Origin of the sequence: Candidatus Villigracilis vicinus (assembly GCF_016702885.1) — a bacterium.
GTDB lineage: Bacteria > Chloroflexota > Anaerolineae > Anaerolineales > Villigracilaceae > Villigracilis > Villigracilis vicinus.
In genome coordinates, this window is the sequence record NZ_JADJDD010000003.1 from 256,489 (window position 1) to 272,888 (window position 16,400).

Sequence of the window (16,400 nt, forward strand, 5' to 3'; positions counted from 1 at the left end):
TTCCTACTTCATTTCCTTTTCGGCTTCTGTCAGTGCCTCTTCAAACATACGTAAGCCTTCATCTACTTCACTCTTGCTGATGGAGAGCGGTGGTGCGATTCGGATCACGCTTTTTCCGCAAGAAAGCATTAACAAGCCGCGTTCGAACGCCAGGTCCACGACGCGTTCTGTCAATTCACCGGCAGATTCCTTTGATTCGCGATCCTTCACGAATTCCACGCCGATCATCAAGCCCTTGCCGCGCACTTCACCGATGCTGGGGTGGCGTGCCTGGATCTCGGTCAGTGCGTCCATGGCATATTCGCCAACTTCAGCAGCATTCTGAAGATATTGCTTCTCGATCAAGTCAATGGTTGCCAGCGAAGCCGCGCATGAGATGGGATTCCCGCCGTAGGTATTTCCGTGAGTACCGATCTCCCAATCCATGACAGATTTCCGAGCAATGCAAGCACCCAGCGGCATACCCCGAGGCGATTCCCTTTGCAGAGGTGATGATATCTGGTTCCACACCAAAATGTTCGATCGCCCACCATTTGCCAGTGCGTCCCATGCCTGATTGTACTTCGTCCAGAATAAGCAAGATGCCATGCTTGTCGCAGAATTTACGCAGTGCAGGGTAGAACCCATCTGGCGGGACGATATAACCGCCTTCGCCTTGAATAGTTTCAACCAGAACGCCCGCAACTTCCTCGGCAGGCAATATCTGCGCAATGATCTCTTCCTCAATATACCGCACGACCGCTTCGCCATAATCTTCACCCTTACGTCGTTCCAGCACAGGGCGATATGGATTGGGGTAGGGGGCATGGGTCACACCATTCATTAGCGGATAGAAACCACTGTGATATTTCGCTTTGCTGGCCGTAAAAGTGACGGCGCCCATGGTTCGACCATGGAAAGCTCCGGTGAAGCCGATAAAGTTTGAACGTTTGGTATGGTAGCGCGCAAGCTTGATGGCAGCTTCAACAGCCTCAGTGCCAGAGTTGGTCATGAAGGAAAGCGCATCTTCCTTAAAAGGCGCGATCTCGTTCAATTTTTCGCCGAGCCGGATCCAATTCTCGTGATAGAAATCTGAAGAAATATGAATGAATTTTTCTGCCTGCTCCTGAATGGCTTTGACAACCTGGGGATGCGAGTGACCGGTTGAAACAACTGCAATACCGCCCATAAAATCTAAAAAGCGGTTCCCGTCCACATCCCAAACCTCAGTACCTTTGCCATGATCCATGGCGAAGGGGTATCCGCGGGGATACGAAGGCGAAATTACTTTGTGATCTCGTTCGATCATAGCCTTCGTTTTTGGTCCGGGAAGATTTGTTTTTTCCATGATTGCTCCTTGTGTGAATTAATTGCCAGATTTGAGTTTCGACAACAATACCCTGCGTCGCTACTTGGGAAGCGAGAGCAGGGGGTATATTGTGTAGTCCAGGTGAATTTACTTCGTGTAGGCAGTGTGTCGCGTTTGCGTGCGATCAAATTTGATCGCCACGTTATTGGACGTCCGTATTATACCGTATGCCTTTTTTTGCATCCCGCAGCGCAGGGAGCCTTCTTATACCTTTGACTCAGGGTATTTTCCCTGCTATTATCTTTTTTATGGATTATTTTTTCTACCGATTCATGGAAATATTGCGCGATCTTCCTCGCTGGCTTCGCCCAGGGTTGGGAGTAAAACGCTGGCTTTTTCTAATGATGTGCGGCATTACCCTGCTTGGACTTGGCATTGCCGTCATATTGATCGACATTTACCGAACGGATTCATCCGAACCGGCTCTGCTTACTGTACTCTCCTATGCTTCTTTGCGTTTTCTGCCCAGGATCTGGCGTGCTCTGATCTTCGGCGGCATGGGCGTCATGCTGATCGTCTATGGGATGTATAAACTGAACCGCTCCCTCCTGCGCCCGTTCCTGCAACCAGGCTCGGATGTGGTCAATACACTGGCGAATTTTCAACGCCGCAATCGCGGACCCCACATCGTTGCCATTGGCGGCGGGCATGGACTTTCCACCTTGTTGCGCGGCTTGAAAGCTCATACTCGCAATTTAACCGCCGTAGTAACCGTTGCGGATGACGGTGGTTCTTCGGGGAGGCTGCGGGAGAGCTTTGGCATTCTGCCTCCGGGTGATATTCGTAACTGTCTGGCGGCGTTATCCAATGATGAAGCCATGTTAACTCAATTATTTCAGTACCGCTTCAGCGGCTCTCCAGATCTGGACGGACATTCGTTTGGAAATCTTTTCATCACAGCCCTCGCAGATATTACCGGCAGCTTTGAAGGTGCCGTGGTTGAATCTGGGCGGGTACTTTCTGTGAATGGGCAGGTCTTGCCTTCAACGCTGCACAATGTGCAACTTGTGGCAAGTATGGAATTGCCATACACGTTGAATGAAGTCCGTGTGGAGGGGGAGAGTAAGATCCCTGAAATGGCAGGACGGGTACGCCGTGTATGGCTCGAACCCGATGATGCTGCCGCCTTTCCGCCTGTGATCAAAGAACTGCTTGCGGCAGATATTATAGTGATCGGTCCTGGCAGCCTTTATACAAGCATCCTGCCTAACCTGCTCGTACACGATCTGTTGGATGGGATCCGTGCAAGCCGGGCAATTAAGGTCTATGTCTGTAATATTGCCACACAGGCAGGTGAAACCGATGCATTTACTTGTTACGATCATGTCCGGGTTTTGGAAGGACATGTAGGTGAAAATCTTTTTGACGTGATCTTATGTAATAATAATTATCAAGGGGATGTGGGACCTTCGTCTGTTTGGGTTCGTGCTGATGAAAAAGTACTTTCCGATGAACGCACCCATGCCACTGACCTTATTGATGATGCGCATCCCTGGCGGCATGATTCTGCAAAAGTGACACAAGCGATTTTGGATGCTTTTTTCGCCCGTCACTCAAAATAATTAGAAAAATTACCTGGTAATCGATTACATTCATCACGAAAAACCAAGACGTACGAAAATTCACAAATTTGCCCAAAAGAAGTAAAATTCAAGTTGTATGAATGACCATACCAGCGGCAACACGCTCGTGTTCCCTGACACATATTTAATTGGAGGATTTTCCCATGGCAGTAAAAGTTGGTATTAACGGATTTGGTCGTATCGGACGCCTCGTCTTGCGCACGATCAAGCAGCGCGTTGGCGACCAGGTTGAAGTTGTTGCGATCAACGATTTGTTCGACCCGGCAACCAATGCGCATTTGTTGAAGTACGATTCAACGTACGGTCCCTATAATGGCACGGTAGACGTGAAAGACGGCAACCTGGTCGTTGACGGCAAGACCGTTCAGGTTACCGCTGAAAAAGACCCCGGTGCCATCAAGTGGAAGGACATGGGCGTTGACATTGTGATCGAAGCCACGGGCTTCTTCACCGATGCAACCAAAGCCAAGGCGCATATTGAATCAGGCGGCGCTAAAAAAGTCATCATCTCTGCACCTGCCAAGAATGAAGATATCACCGTGGTGCTCGGCGTAAATGGCGATAAATACGACCCCGCCAAACACAACATCGTCTCTAACGCTTCATGCACTACCAACGGTCTCGCGCCGGTTGCTAAAGTGTTAAATGATAAATTTGGTATTGAGAAGGGCTTCCTCACCACTATTCATGCTTATACCAACTCGCAGAAACTGCAAGACGTTGGTGCGAAGGATTTGCGTGATGCCCGTGCCGCGGCGCAGAATATTGTGTCTTCCTCAACGGGTGCAGCAAAGGCAGTCGGTCTTGTTATCCCCGAACTCAAGGGTAAATTCACCGGTATGGCGTTCCGTGTGCCAACTCCCACAGTTTCCGTTGTGGATTTCACCGCGATCTTAAACAAAGAAGCCAGCGTCGAAGAGATCCGCGCCGCGATGATCGAGTATGCCAATGGTTCCATGAAGGGCATCCTGGATGTCACCGATGAGCCGCTCGTCTCCACCGATCTGCGCGGTACTCAGTTCTCCAGCGTCTTTAGCGCCATGGATACCATCGTTATGGGCACCATGGTCAAAGTGGTCGCCTGGTACGACAATGAATGGGGTTATGCAAGCCGCACTGCCGATCTCGTAGCACTGATGGCGAAATCCCTGTAATATAATGCGTAGGGGCGGGTCTCAGACCTGCCCCTACTTTTTTGGCGGAAATTATGAACAAGAAAACTGTAAAAGATATCGAACTCAAAGGCAAACGCGTCTTCATGCGTGTGGATTTCAACGTCCCCATGGCAGAAGGCAAAGTCACCGACGACAAACGCATCAAAGCCGCTTTACCCACCATCCAATACGTTTTGGATCAGGGAGCCTCGCTCCTGCTCGCCAGCCATTTGGGACGCCCCAAGGGCGGCGCAGACCCGGAATTCAGCCTGCGTGCTGCTTCCGAAGTTTTATCTACGCTGATCAATCGCCCCGTGACCATGGCTCCCGATTGTGTCGGTCCTGAAGTGGAAGCCATTGCCAAGGCGCTCAAGCCCGGTGACGTGGTGATGCTAGAGAATACCCGCTTCCACAAAGGCGAAGAAAAGAACGACCTCGAACTTGCCAAACAAATGGCAGCCCTCGCGGATGTGTATGTCAATGACGCCTTCGGTTCGGCTCATCGAGCACATTCATCCACAGAAGGCATTGCCCGCTTCTTACCCGCTGTCTCCGGCTTCTTGATGGAACAGGAACTCGAATACCTCGGCAAAGCCGTTGCTAACCCTGAGCATCCTTACATCGCCATTCTCGGTGGTGCGAAGATCAGTGACAAGATTCTCGTCGTTGAAACGCTTGCTTCTAAATGTGACAAACTCATCATCGGCGGCGGTATGGCGAATACCTTCCTCACCGCGAAGGGACTGAACATGCAGGACAGTCTCGTCGAAGCCGAAGCGCTCGAAACCGCCAAGACTCTGCTCGGCAAACTGGGCGATAAACTCGTCCTGCCTGTCGATGCGATCATCGCGGATAAGTTCGACGCCGAAGCCAACACCCAAACCGTAGACGTGGACAAGATTCCCGCGGGTTGGCGCATGCTGGATGTCGGACCGAAAACCATCAGCGTGTATAAAAGCACACTGGATGGAGCCAAGTTGATCGTTTGGAATGGACCCGTGGGCGTCTTCGAAATGCCGAAGTTCGCCGAAGGGACATTCGCCCTTGCGAAGTTGATGGCTGAATCTAAAGCCGTCACCGTGATCGGCGGTGGTGACTCTGCCAGTGCTGTCAAGAAAGCTGGTGTTGCCAAGCAGATGACTCACGTCTCCACCGGCGGCGGTGCTTCACTTGAATTCCTTGAAGGCAAGGAACTGCCCGGTGTGGCTGCCCTGAACGACAAGTAAGCGTTTTTATATAGGACAAAAGGAGCAGAAGGATTTTATATCCTTCTGCTCCTTTCTTTTGTATAATGATTTTATCAATTTTAAACAGGAGAGATTTAAAAATGGAAACGAATTCCGTTCCTCAAACAGAACCAAAGAATAACCGCAATGTGATTATTGGTGTTGTTGTTGCGGTGGTGTTGTGCTGTTGTTGTGTTGTAACCGGCGCTGGTGGATATTATGGCTACCAGGCATACGTGGCTGCACAGGCAGCGGTGGAGGATATTCAAAATTTTGACATCCCCACTGATGTACCGTTCAACCCGCTTGACCCGAATGCCACTCCCGGAGTGCCGGGCGTCCCTGGTTTGGATGTGAGCGGCGACGTTCCCACTGGTGGACTTGCCGATGAGGAAACGCGTTTTATGGCTTGGGCGTCGGTTCAATTGGTCGGTATTATGTCTGGCTGCACCGCTCCCACTGTTGAAGGGACTACTATTACTGTGATCCAAGAGCCGGATAGCGCAGGTGTTTGGCGCGAGGAATGGAGTGTTAATTGTGGTGATGGCTCTTCCAAGCCTTTCCCGTTGACTTTCACACCGGAAAACGGCATTGTCAATGTGACCGTGGATATTCAACCTTAATCCATATTTTCTAAAAGCGGACGGGTCTCAACCCCGTCCGCTTTTCAATTTAATGACAGTTTGCAAACAATTTACACAGGTATAACCGAAGCTTGGCAGGCTCGGCTATAATGGGGGGAAATAATTCTGCGGAGAAGTGTATGTCATTCAAGCCGGGCGCGAACGTCGGTCCATATCAAGTGATGGAGCAATTGGGGCAGGGGGGGATGGCCTCTGTGTACAAAGCCTATCATGCCGCCCTGGATCGGTATGTTGCGCTGAAGGTGCTGCATCAGGCATTTAATGGAGATTCGACCTTCATCAGCCGTTTTCAGCGGGAAGCCCGGGTCGTGGCGCGGTTGGAACACTCGAACATTGTGCCAGTGTACGATTATGCTGAGCACGAGGGACGCCCATATTTGGTGATGAAGTTCATCGAAGGCGATACGCTCAAAGCCCGCTTAAATCAAGGTCCGCTTTCTGCGGTTGAGATCGAGCAGGTTGTGGATTCGGTCGGTTCGGCTTTGGCGTATGCACATCGGCAGGGCGTGTTGCACCGCGATATCAAGCCATCGAATGTGCTGATCTCAACTGACGGTGTTATATATCTGGCGGATTTTGGTCTGGCGCGTATTGCTCAAGATGGCGAATCTACACTTTCTGCAGATTCGATCATGGGCACGCCGCAATATATTTCGCCCGAACAAGCCATGGGGAAGAAAGATCTCGATAACAAAACGGATATCTATTCTTTAGGTGTCATGTTGTATGAAATGGTGGTGGGGCGGGTTCCTTTTACTGCTGACACTCCGTTTTCCATTATTCACGACCATATCTATTCACCCCTGCCTCTTCCGCGGGTCGTAAATTCGACGGTGCCGGAAGCGGTGGAACGTGTGTTGATGAAGGCACTTGCCAAAGACCGGCTCGACCGTTACGAATCCGTTGAAATTCTAATGGACGCTTTCAAACAAGCCTGGATCGATTCAGGTATTCCCATGCAAGGTACATCCATTAAGATGCGCCCTGCCGGTTTGCGCGATGCCTCCAAAGCCCAACAAAAGCCCGGCTTGGATGCCAGGACTGCGATTGCCGCCAAATCATTACCCAAGCAAACCTCCAAAAAAAATACCGGGTGGATGTGGGCGGCAGGCGGGCTGGTCGTCATCCTTGGTTGTGTTGTAGCATTTTTTGCACTGCGTAACTATCCAGGCATTCTGCCTATTCGTCCTGCACGGGCAACGCAAGCGATCGCTACTCCGGCTGTTTCTACTCCTGTCGTGGACGTACCACCTGATGCGACTCAAACATTGCTCCCGCCTCTGACGCCGAGCAGTGATTCGCCAACCGTCGCTGCGGCTCGTGAAGAAGTGGCGAAGGATCCGGGAAACGCGAACGCACACTTGCAACTCTCCCTTGCTCTTTGGGATGACGGTCAAAAAAATCCGTCTTACGAAGCGCTGGCGCAGGCTGCCAATCTTGCTGGTCCTTCCAATAAAGATTTTTACATGACTGCGGTGCAGGAATTCAAGTCCCGTGAAGCATGGATCCCTGCCGCAGGGATGTACATGCGGCTGGCTGGAATTGCCGGTCGTGCGGAAAACATTCCCATGGAAGTCCGCGATGGAATGCATGAGGCGGTCTATAAAGCTGCTTCCGAGAAGGAAATGCCTTTACTCGTTTTCTTCGAGCGGATCGATAGCGCCGACCTTCCACTTGGGTACATTGCCCGCGGACGATACGCCTTGTATAACGGCAGCCTGGATGATGCAAAATTAAATCTCGCAAATGCTCAAAAGCTGATGCCGGATATGTACGAAGCTTTTTTGCTCAAGGCAGAGATCGAAATGAAAGTGGGCAGCCGCGAAACAGCTAAAACCCTTTTGCTGTCATTATCCTCAGACTTGGGGGCACCGCCCTGGCTGCGGGAGATGGCTGGTAAATTACTAACAACGATCCAATAGGAGAATGCATGAGAAAACCGTTTGTAGCCGGTAATTGGAAGATGAACAAAAATATTGCGGAGACGAAAGAATTGCTCTCCGCACTTTCTGGTGGTTTGAATGAAGTTAATAGTGTTGAGCGGGTAGTTTGCCCGCCATATCTGTCTTTGATGACCGCTTCGCAAATGCTCGCAGCGACCGGGATCGGTCTTGGCGCGCAGAACATGCATTGGGAAGAAAAAGGCGCTTTCACAGGTGAGGTCGCCCCAGCCATGGTGAGGGAACTTTGCGGGTATGTGATTCTGGGTCACTCAGAACGCCGTACTTATTTTGGCGAAACGAATGAAACGGTCAACAAGAAATTGCTCGCGGCGCAGAAAGCCGATATCACGCCCATCGTGTGCGTGGGTGAGACCTTGGCGCAGTATGAAGCCGGGCAGACTGCCGAGGTTGTCGCTTCACAAACCCGGCAGGGGTTACAGGGCGTTTCTGCAGACTTCGCCTCACGTATTGTTGTTGCGTATGAACCAGTCTGGGCAATCGGCACAGGCAAGGCTTCCAGCGGCGAAAATGCACAGGGCGTCCACGGCGGGATGATCCGGCCGGTTTTGAGCGAACTTTTCGGCGCAGAAACAGCTCAGGCGATCCGCATCCTGTATGGCGGTTCGGTGACCGCTTCCAACGCTGCGGAATTTTTCTCCCAGCCGGATATTGACGGTGCTCTGGTTGGTGGCGCGAGCCTGAAGGTGGATGAGTTCATCGCCATTGCGCGCGCGGCGGGCTCTGCTTAATCGAAATCATAAAAGAATTTGGCACAAAGACCACAAAGGTCACGGAGATCAGGAAAATTCTCTGTGACCTTTGCCTTTGTCAGTGAGATTTTTTAAATGCAGTTCACTGGTTTACTTTGGCTTGTTTGCATGCTTTTGCCGCTGGTATACCTCCAGCGTTTTTTGCATCGTGAAATTCAGATCATCCTTTTTCTTGTAACTCGCAGCAGACCATTGACGATCGCCTTGTTCTCAGCATTATTCCTGCCTGGTGTGTTTTTGCATGAGCTGAGTCATTTTGTTGCGGCGAAGATATTAGGTGTGCGGACCGGCGGTTTTTCCATCATTCCGCAGGCACTGGGAGATGGACATTTGCAACTCGGTTATGTGGAAACAGAAAGGACAGACATCCTGCGCGATTCGCTGATCGGGCTGGCGCCTATCATTGCCGGGACGGCATTCGTGGCGTATGCAGGCGTGATCCAGTTGCGGCTGGATGCGCTCTGGCATGTGTTGGTCAATGGACAGATGAAGTTATTTCTGATGGGGGTGGGGCTGCTGCCTTCTGTGCCGGATTTCTTTCTTTGGTTCTATTTGACCTTTGCCGTATCCAGCACCATGCTGCCTTCTGAGTCGGATCGGCATGCCTGGCTGCCGCTTGGGTTGTGGGTGGGCGCTTTGCTCACGCTTGCGATCCTCTCCGGCGCAGGGACGTGGATGCTGAATAACCTTGCCCCCGTTTTGGATCCATTGTTACGTTCAGTCGCTTTGCTGTTTGCGCTCAGTAATATCGTCCACCTTGTTTTGTTGATTCCATTTTGGGGACTGCGGCAGGTGATCGCATATCTTATGCAGGTGGATGTTCGTTAAATATGATCTGATAAAAGTTGATTGCCGGGGAATACTAAGCCAAGGGTTTTTTTTTTTTTTTTTTTTTTATTTTTTTTTTTTTCCTTTTTTTCTTTTTTTTTTTTTTTTTTTTTGGGACGCTTTTTTTTTTTTTTTTTTTTTCCCCTTTTCTCTTTTTTTTTTTTTTTTTTTTTTTTTTTTTTTTTTTTTTTCTCTTTTTTTTTTTTTTTTTTTTTTTTTTTTTTGTTTACTTTTTTTTTTTTTTTTTTTTTTTTTTTTTGTCCTTTTTTTTTTTTTTTTTTTTTTTTTTTCCCCCCTTTTTTTTTTTTTCCCCGCTTTTTTTTCCCCCTCTTTTTTAATCCCCCTTTTTTCTTTTTTTCTTTTCCCTCTTTCCCTTTTTTTTTTTTTTCTCCTTTTTTTTTTTTTTTTTTTTTCCTTCTTTTTCCTCCTTTTTTTTTTTTTTCCCCCCCCCTGGGTTTTTTTTCTTCCCCTTTCCCCCCGTGCCCCCCCCCCCCCCTCCCCCCTCCCCCCCTTCCCCCCTTTCCCTCTCCCCTTTCCCCTCCTTTTCTCCGGTGCTCTCCCCGCCCCTTCCCTCCCTCTCTTCCCCCCTCCCCCTGGCTGTTGGCTTCCCCCCCCCCCTCTCTTTTCCCCCCCCCTTTCCCCCCCCCTTCCCCCCTTCCCCCCCCCTTGGGGCCCTTCTTCTTCCCCTTCTTTTTTTTTTCCTTTTTTCCCCCCCCCCCCCCCGGCCCCCCTTCTTTCCCCCCCCTCCTTTCTTTTCTTCCCTCTCCCTTTCCCCCTTTTTCCCCCCCCCGCCCTCCCCCCCTCCTCCCTCCCCCCCTTTTTTTCCCCCTCTTCTCCTTCCCCCCCGCCCCCCCCCCCCCCCCCTCCTTTTTTTCCCCCCCCTCTTCCCCCTCCCCCCCCCCCCCCCCCCCTCTCCCCCCCCCCCCCCTCCCCCCGGCCCGCCCCCCCCCCCTCCCCCCCCCCCCCCCCCCCCCCCCCCCCCCCCCCCCCCCCCCCCCCCCCCCCCCCCCCCCCCCCCCCCCCCCCCCCCCCCGGCCCCTGGGGGGTTGGTTTGGGGGTGTTTGTTCGCGGGGCCCCGCCCAGAAGGGAAATTTGGGGGGGGTTTAATTCGTTCAGAGAAATATCGTCTTATTTCTTTTGGCATTGAACATTGCCACGATCTCTCTGCCGTCTGCTTTGCCTGCCTGAATTGCTTTGCGTTTCGCTGTTTCAAGGTCTGCGATGCCTGTTGCAACGTCGAAATAAAAATTACCTGTCTGCGGGTTGATCCAGGTGCCCAGCCAGCAATCAGCCTCGTTGAGGAAAGCCTCATTCCGGGTAATGAAGTCACGCAGCTCGCTGAGTAAATTGATCGTAGGCGGAAGAATGGCGGTCTTTGCCGGATATTTTGGAAAACTCCACACATCCTGATCGGGGAGGAATTCACAAGTAGCTGGCTTTGATGCCGTGCCGCCGTTTTGCAGGGTTCTGGCGGCAAGCTCTTTAAGATAGGCGTTGAACGCAGTTTTCATTCCAACCGTAATACGAATTCCAAAACTTCTTCCGAACCCGTGGGCGGAGTCCATTTATCTTCACCGATGACGTGGAAACCGCATTTTTCCAGGACACGTTTCGAAGCTGGGTTTTTCTGCGCCACCCGCCCAAACAGCGGACGTTGTGTTACTTGAAATAGAAATTGCTTCAGCGCTTCAGAGGCAATGCCTTTACCCCAAAACTCCCTGCCCAGCCAATACCCGACCTCCCGTTCCCCCTGAATGACAAAGCTAAGAATACTACCAGCTACTTGTCCTTCGTATAAAACGGTTTGGATAAAGATGTTCTCATCTGCCAGAATCTTGGACCAATGTGCGTCAAATGAATCTTTATTCCGGGGTGGAAAGCCCGTCATTTCAACCGCTTGTTCATCCAATTGATATGCAAAGAAAAAAGGCAGGTCATCTGTAGTCACGGCTCGCAGGGTCACCATTTATACTTTCCTTCCGATCGCCAGCATCTTGTTGCGGATGGGAAAGATCACGAAAAAGATGTGAACGAATGGCAGCAGCACCTTCACCAACAGCTCAGACCGCAGCAACTTTTTTAAATAAAAACTGTAGGGGAATGAAAGTTCATGAAAACGCTTCAACTCCGCTACTTCCAAGCCAGCCGCTTCGAACAGTCCTTTCATCTCAGTGAGCGAAAGGATCTGTTTGTGCCCGAAAGGTTTTGCCGAATACATCGTATTCAAAAAGGTCGGGAATCTCCCGCCTGAGAGCTTGTAGGTGAATTCGCCAAAGCGATGATAGAACGCATCGCGGCAGGGCGTATCTATCAGTAGAATACCGCCTGGTTTGAGCATCCTTGCCGCTGCCTGCACGGTTGCCATGGGGTAATTGACATGCTCGATCACATCCCACAGCGTAACAATATCGAAGCTGCCATAAAAGTTTTTCCAATATTCATCTTCGATGGTGCGCTTGAGCACTTCAAAACCGTATTTGGTCTTTGCATAGAACGCGCGCGTATCACTTAACTCAACGCCGGTAACATTTGCGCCCGCCGCCTTCAACTGTGCCAGGAACAGCCCGCCTCCGCAGCCGATATCCAGCGCCTTCTTACCCGCAATGGTCAGATGCCGCTTTACTGCTGCCAATTGATTATCCAGCCTCTCGGGATTCGATTGCAAAGACTTCTCAATGTAGGTCACCTCGGCATCGGTCAGCCCGCTGCCGTCGATCGTTGGCGAAACTTCTTCCATCGGGTCAAGATGGTCAATGTAGTGAAACCCTCCCGGCGAAACATAAACATTCGCCTGGGTCAGTTTATAGGTTGGCTTGCCGTTGGTTTGGTGCTTCAGTTCATCAATGTTTTCCATTCAGCCTCGTATGCCCCTGATTTTATCAAGGATGATGGGAATGCTTGTGGAGTACTCCCTATTTTCCTTTGAAACGTCCAACCGCAGGATGTGCGACTCGGGAACCGTTTTCAACCAGTCTGCCACATACGACTCTAAAAGCTCCGCATCTTCGCCCGATGCAATATTGATTCTGTTTCTCGAAGCCAATCGTTCGCGGATGGTATTCGCATCCGCGCTCAGAGTAATGATGAGGTCTGGCGGCGGCAGTAGTTGACGGGTGAGTGCATGCAGGCGTCGGCACAGGTCAAACTCGGCAGCGCTGAGCCAGCCCCGGGTGTGAAAGAGGCGTGTGAATCCGTAAAAATCGAGATCCAGCCCGCCATCCATTAAAGCTGGCTTGTCTCCCGAGCGCAGATCGCGTTCCTGCTCGGCACGCATGAGCAGATAATCCACCTGGTTGGCAAGCGCGTAGCGGGCATCCTGTTTGAAGAGCGCTTGAAAGGGACGTTCATTATGTTGTTCGTAGGCAATTGCACATTCATAGTGTCTCAGCAGAGCGTTCATGAGTGTGGTCTTGCCCACGCCGCTTGCGCCAACGATGACAAAAAGTTTGTTCATGGATGAATTCGAGAAGAAGAGACCCGCTCGTATCAGCGGGTCTCTTGTGTTATTCCGTCTTTTTCTCGACGCGCTTTCTTCGAATGGATTTTGTGGAACTGGAGCCGCTCTTTTTTCCCGACTGCGCGTTTTCATCCCCTTGCAGGATCAGGCGTTCGAGGGCGCTGTCGATCACATTGCGAATGTATTTTGTAGGGTTGATGAACTCATCGACCCTGCCGCCGAGGTTGCGCATAAGGTCGATCATGTAGCGGGTGAGGAGCACATCGCGGTCTTTGGTGTCGCTGATGAAATCACTTGCCACTGCGACCATTTCCATGTTGGCAATGCCAACACGACCCATGGCTGAGTAGATCGCCCAGCGGCAGTTGCGCTCGTATAAATTGTCGCCATCTTTGGGTTGCCCAAGGTGCTCGATCTGGTAGATCTCATCCACCAGCGGGTGATTGCGGATCGAGTAGAAGCGGTCAACCCAGGCTTCTCCTGCCGGAGCAACGAACCTGCGAATGTAGGTAGAGTCCGGGTGTGGCATGAAAACTTTTACCTTGATGCCAGCTTCGGCGCAAACTTCTGCGAATATGATTTCACTCCCGGCAGATAAACCTGCCAAAAAAGCCCGGTCCAGGGCTGTTGCCTTAAACTTTTCCACGCGCTTGCGAATCTCCTGCCGGATCTCGCCTTCTTTTTCTGAAGGGAAGGTTTTCTTGTCCTTCCCTGTGTAGTCCACCATGTAGCCGCTGAAGACGAGTGCTCGTCCGCTTTTGGATTTGGACCCGGGGCGAATGTCCACTTGGGCAATGTTGCCTGCGTCGCCCGTGCTTGCGATCTTTATCTCTTCTTTGATCAAATTTATACAGGCAGAAACGAACTCAGGGCGCACGTCCAACGATTGAATGATCTCCAATTGTTGAAGAGAAGAACGCAGGGAGAACAGGTCGCGCCGAACGGCAGTCACCGCCTTGCGATAAGAACGAAGCACTTCTTGAAGGTCGTTGGAGGTAAATAAACGCAGTTCCGCCATAGAAACGAGAGCCCAATAGTCGGCATTATCTTGATCGAGATTTAATCTGCTTTCAAGGCAGAACTGCAGGGTCTCTCGGAGACCATTCAACCTTTTTCGAATGCGAATGATATCCGGGTCGGGTGCCTTTTTGTTGTCAAACTTATCTGCCAGATGAATGGCAAGCATGGAAAGGGTAAAAGCGTTTATGCCGGGGTAATAATCACGCAGGTCGACTTGAAACCCCTTCATATAGATTTCAATGGATCGGATAAGCCAATGATAGCTATCGAAAGCCACTTTCAGCCGTTTTTTCTTATCATTCACTTTACGCCAGGCGCCCGTCCACATCTCTTTATAGATGCGCCCCAAATACGAGATCGATTTATTGTCTTCCGGGTAATCTTTCAGAATATTCTCAAGCTTGACAATGGCTTCGTTTACCCGCCCAACCCGATTCAAGTGGAAGGCTTCTTCCTGACGAAATTCCAAATTGGAAGCATTGACGCTGATGCCTTCACGATATTGTTTTAACGCCAGCTCGTCACGACCCAGCCGCGAAAGGGCACTGCCAACTTCGGCAACTGCATCTTCGCGGATGAGCGGATTGCGGATCTCTTCGGTTAACAGCAGGATGTCGCCGATGTGTTTATCGCGTTGGGCAACAGTAACCCGGTCTTTCCATTCTTCGTATTCACGCCAGAACCCGGTTGCCAGCGGGGTTTGCAGGCTTTTTCGGTTTGGCTCTTTTAGACCGGTCAACAGGTTGTAGATGGGGCTGTGAACCATATCTCGGTCTGACGCCCACGTATCGCGAATAAGCCGGGCAACGGCTTTGATATCGTTGCGGATATGTATCGGGTCGGGTACCCCTTCAGGTGTGATGTGATAGGGCAGGGTGCGCACGTTGAATACATCAAAAGGCATGTAAGGGCGTCCTGCCTGGATGTGAACCACGCCTCGCTTGCGTAAAGAGTGGCGAATGCCTAACTCGTAGAACGCATTGGCATTGTCAATGCTTAGGTCGCAAACCACCATGTCTGCCAGCAGTAACTCTTGGAACATGTCTGTAAGGATGTCGCCTGAAGAGGTCTCTTCATCGGCGCGGAAAGGCTCGAAACCTGCATCTTCAATGGCAGGCTTGATCAGCGTTTTGTAAATTGCATTAAAGTCGAATGGGTGACCGTCTGGACCCTTTTTGTTGCCGAATGGCATTACAACAAAAGCATGAGGTCTTACTTCGGGGTGCAAATTCTTACTGTCTTTTCCAGAGCCGTCTACATCATAATCCTTATCATCTACAGAGCGGTTGGCTTTACCTGCCTTGGTCTCCGTGGCTGCGGCAGTCTTGGCGGCATCACCTGTGGAGGCGGGGTTAGACGAAGTTGCTTTGGATGAAGCAGCGTCCATCACCTGATTGGAATCGACTGAAGGCGTCAGGGGTTTTTCCGGTCGTGGAACTGGGATCGGATTTCCCTCTGGTTCAAGCTTTTTTTCAGGATTGCTTTCATTGGCTTCGGGCATATTCTTTTCCTTTTATCTACAATACCAATATTATATAAAAACATACGTCTGATTGGTCAATTTTCTCTAATTGTATCAAGGATGGAGCAATGTGAGCAAAGATTCTCCCTGTCGGTGCTGGCGCGATATGACTATTCCATGGCAGATTAAACGCTTTGGTATAATCGTTATGGAGAGAGAGACTGATGCAAAATAAAATTTTTATTAGTTATTCACGGCGCGAACTGGGTTTTGTTGACGATCTTGTCGGCGATTTGGAAGAAAAAAAATATGATGTCTGGCTGGATTATCGGGTTTTGATCCCGGGTTCTCCTTGGGCGGAACAGATCGATAAAGGTTTGAAAGAAGCAGATACAGTTCTTTTGGTGGTTTCAAAGGCTTCGCTGGCTTCAGAATTTGTTGCCTTGGAATGGCGCCATTTTTAGAGACGAAAAAACGTGTTATTTTGCTGATCTTTGAAGCGGTAGACATCCCCGCCGAACTTGAAAAATATGAATGGGTGGATTTCCGTGGCAATTATCAGGCGGGCTTGAACGAATTATTCTCACAATTAGCTCATCCGATACAGGAGGAACATCCTGTTCCGGAATCAGGCTTTAAGGCACCAGCAGTAGTATGGGGCACAATTGTATTTAGTGCCATCGTTGCTTTCCCTCTCGTTAAATACCTTGTGGACGATTTTTATACCCTTTTGTTGATTCGCTGCCTTATCAGATATTAAACGCAGCTTTGATTTTATGCGTGTGCAAGCCGCTCTACTGGCAATGCCATTTGCAATTACCCTGTCTTATTTGGTATTGGGGAACACTCTTTACGGGCAGTTACTCTCATTGCACATTGAAACAAGCGACCCTGTTCTTACCAGTTGGTTAACAGCCCTATCCTCTGGTTTGATCCTTGGGGTGTGGGGCTGGATCTCCTGGCAT

Annotated in this window: 16 protein-coding genes; 9 read left to right on the forward strand and 7 right to left on the reverse strand. The window is 50.5% G+C overall.

All coding sequences use genetic code 11. The features are described from left to right. Positions 1-3: 3 nt before the first annotated feature. Together IPG80_RS04680 and IPG80_RS04685 are read right to left on the reverse strand one after the other, a co-directional pair. Complete coding sequence (locus IPG80_RS04680; RefSeq protein WP_345103224.1) at positions 4-426, reverse strand: aminotransferase class III-fold pyridoxal phosphate-dependent enzyme; 423 nt, start codon at positions 424-426, stop codon at positions 4-6. Continuing rightward, positions 347-1,327: an aminotransferase class III-fold pyridoxal phosphate-dependent enzyme gene (locus tag IPG80_RS04685; protein ID WP_345103226.1), complete on the reverse strand. Its 981-nt coding sequence runs from the start codon at positions 1,325-1,327 to the stop codon at positions 347-349. Before IPG80_RS04685 ends, IPG80_RS04680 begins: the two co-directional genes overlap by 80 nt. Positions 1,328-1,596: 269 nt before the next feature. Here IPG80_RS04685 and IPG80_RS04690 point away from each other — a divergent pair, with 269 nt between their 5' ends. From IPG80_RS04690 to IPG80_RS04720, 7 genes are all read left to right on the forward strand, one after another. After that, on the forward strand, positions 1,597-2,910 hold the full coding sequence (locus IPG80_RS04690; RefSeq protein ID WP_345103228.1) for a gluconeogenesis factor YvcK family protein: 1,314 nt from the start codon (positions 1,597-1,599) through the stop codon (positions 2,908-2,910). Between the two features lie 164 nt (positions 2,911-3,074). Beyond that, a complete protein-coding gene (gene gap / locus IPG80_RS04695; protein ID WP_345103230.1) occupies positions 3,075-4,085 on the forward strand; it encodes a type I glyceraldehyde-3-phosphate dehydrogenase in 1,011 nt (336 codons plus the stop codon). Between the two features lie 53 nt (positions 4,086-4,138). Further along, positions 4,139-5,311, forward strand: coding sequence for a phosphoglycerate kinase (locus IPG80_RS04700; RefSeq protein WP_345103232.1), 1,173 nt, complete (start codon positions 4,139-4,141; stop codon positions 5,309-5,311). 101 nt (positions 5,312-5,412) lie between these two features. Beyond that, a complete protein-coding gene (locus tag IPG80_RS04705; RefSeq protein WP_345103234.1) occupies positions 5,413-5,934 on the forward strand; it encodes a hypothetical protein in 522 nt (173 codons plus the stop codon). Positions 5,935-6,074: 140 nt separating this feature from the next. Further along, the gene (locus IPG80_RS04710) at positions 6,075-7,877 is read left to right on the forward strand and encodes a serine/threonine-protein kinase (RefSeq protein ID WP_345103236.1); all 1,803 of its coding nucleotides are present in this window, start codon (positions 6,075-6,077) and stop codon (positions 7,875-7,877) included. 8 nt (positions 7,878-7,885) lie between these two features. Next, positions 7,886-8,647 carry a triose-phosphate isomerase gene (tpiA, locus tag IPG80_RS04715; RefSeq protein ID WP_345103238.1) on the forward strand — a complete coding sequence of 254 codons (762 nt, stop codon included), beginning with the start codon at positions 7,886-7,888 and terminating at the stop codon, positions 8,645-8,647. A gap of 96 nt (positions 8,648-8,743) precedes the next feature. After that, on the forward strand, positions 8,744-9,496 hold the full coding sequence (locus tag IPG80_RS04720; protein WP_345103240.1) for a hypothetical protein: 753 nt from the start codon (positions 8,744-8,746) through the stop codon (positions 9,494-9,496). Positions 9,497-10,608: 1,112 nt separating this feature from the next. Here IPG80_RS04720 and IPG80_RS04725 read toward each other — a convergent pair. From IPG80_RS04725 to IPG80_RS04745, 5 genes are read right to left on the reverse strand one after another with little or no spacing between them, the layout of a single operon-like run. Continuing rightward, a complete protein-coding gene (locus tag IPG80_RS04725) occupies positions 10,609-11,007 on the reverse strand; it encodes a hypothetical protein (RefSeq protein WP_345103242.1) in 399 nt (132 codons plus the stop codon). Beyond that, the gene (locus IPG80_RS04730) at positions 11,004-11,462 is read right to left on the reverse strand and encodes a GNAT family N-acetyltransferase (RefSeq protein ID WP_345103244.1); all 459 of its coding nucleotides are present in this window, start codon (positions 11,460-11,462) and stop codon (positions 11,004-11,006) included. The genes IPG80_RS04725 and IPG80_RS04730 overlap by 4 nt, the downstream gene beginning before the upstream one ends. After that, on the reverse strand, positions 11,463-12,350 hold the full coding sequence (locus IPG80_RS04735) for a class I SAM-dependent methyltransferase (RefSeq protein WP_345103245.1): 888 nt from the start codon (positions 12,348-12,350) through the stop codon (positions 11,463-11,465). It abuts the gene before it with no gap. Then, complete coding sequence (locus IPG80_RS04740) at positions 12,351-12,950, reverse strand: deoxynucleoside kinase (protein ID WP_345103246.1); 600 nt, start codon at positions 12,948-12,950, stop codon at positions 12,351-12,353. A 49-nt stretch (positions 12,951-12,999) separates the two neighbouring features. Beyond that, on the reverse strand, positions 13,000-15,474 hold the full coding sequence (locus IPG80_RS04745) for a tetratricopeptide repeat-containing protein (RefSeq protein ID WP_345103247.1): 2,475 nt from the start codon (positions 15,472-15,474) through the stop codon (positions 13,000-13,002). 185 nt (positions 15,475-15,659) lie between these two features. Here IPG80_RS04745 and IPG80_RS04750 point away from each other — a divergent pair, with 185 nt between their 5' ends. Then, complete coding sequence (locus IPG80_RS04750) at positions 15,660-15,899, forward strand: toll/interleukin-1 receptor domain-containing protein (protein ID WP_345103248.1); 240 nt, start codon at positions 15,660-15,662, stop codon at positions 15,897-15,899. Beyond that, entirely contained in the window at positions 15,884-16,195 is a 312-nt protein-coding gene (locus IPG80_RS04755) for a hypothetical protein (RefSeq protein ID WP_345103249.1), read from the forward strand. The genes IPG80_RS04750 and IPG80_RS04755 overlap by 16 nt, the downstream gene beginning before the upstream one ends. Positions 16,196-16,400: the final 205 nt, after the last annotated feature.

Excerpts from the sequence above, each read along its gene's own strand:
- IPG80_RS04745 (WP_345103247.1), bottom strand. The coding sequence starts at position 15,474 with ATGCCCGAAGCCAATGAAAGCAATCCTGAAAAAAAGCTTGAACCAGAG.
- IPG80_RS04730 (WP_345103244.1), bottom strand. The coding sequence starts at position 11,462 with ATGGTGACCCTGCGAGCCGTGACTACAGATGACCTGCCTTTTTTCTTT.
- gap (WP_345103230.1), top strand. The coding sequence starts at position 3,075 with ATGGCAGTAAAAGTTGGTATTAACGGATTTGGTCGTATCGGACGCCTC.
- tpiA (WP_345103238.1), top strand. The coding sequence starts at position 7,886 with ATGAGAAAACCGTTTGTAGCCGGTAATTGGAAGATGAACAAAAATATT.
- IPG80_RS04720 (WP_345103240.1), top strand. The coding sequence starts at position 8,744 with ATGCAGTTCACTGGTTTACTTTGGCTTGTTTGCATGCTTTTGCCGCTG.
- IPG80_RS04690 (WP_345103228.1), top strand. The coding sequence starts at position 1,597 with ATGGATTATTTTTTCTACCGATTCATGGAAATATTGCGCGATCTTCCT.
- IPG80_RS04685 (WP_345103226.1), bottom strand. The coding sequence starts at position 1,327 with ATGGAAAAAACAAATCTTCCCGGACCAAAAACGAAGGCTATGATCGAA.
- IPG80_RS04700 (WP_345103232.1), top strand. The coding sequence starts at position 4,139 with ATGAACAAGAAAACTGTAAAAGATATCGAACTCAAAGGCAAACGCGTC.
- IPG80_RS04750 (WP_345103248.1), top strand. The coding sequence starts at position 15,660 with ATGCAAAATAAAATTTTTATTAGTTATTCACGGCGCGAACTGGGTTTT.
- IPG80_RS04705 (WP_345103234.1), top strand. The coding sequence starts at position 5,413 with ATGGAAACGAATTCCGTTCCTCAAACAGAACCAAAGAATAACCGCAAT.
- IPG80_RS04755 (WP_345103249.1), top strand. The coding sequence starts at position 15,884 with ATGGCGCCATTTTTAGAGACGAAAAAACGTGTTATTTTGCTGATCTTT.
- IPG80_RS04725 (WP_345103242.1), bottom strand. The coding sequence starts at position 11,007 with ATGAAAACTGCGTTCAACGCCTATCTTAAAGAGCTTGCCGCCAGAACC.
- IPG80_RS04735 (WP_345103245.1), bottom strand. The coding sequence starts at position 12,350 with ATGGAAAACATTGATGAACTGAAGCACCAAACCAACGGCAAGCCAACC.
- IPG80_RS04740 (WP_345103246.1), bottom strand. The coding sequence starts at position 12,950 with ATGAACAAACTTTTTGTCATCGTTGGCGCAAGCGGCGTGGGCAAGACC.
- IPG80_RS04680 (WP_345103224.1), bottom strand. The coding sequence starts at position 426 with ATGGATTGGGAGATCGGTACTCACGGAAATACCTACGGCGGGAATCCC.
- IPG80_RS04710 (WP_345103236.1), top strand. The coding sequence starts at position 6,075 with ATGTCATTCAAGCCGGGCGCGAACGTCGGTCCATATCAAGTGATGGAG.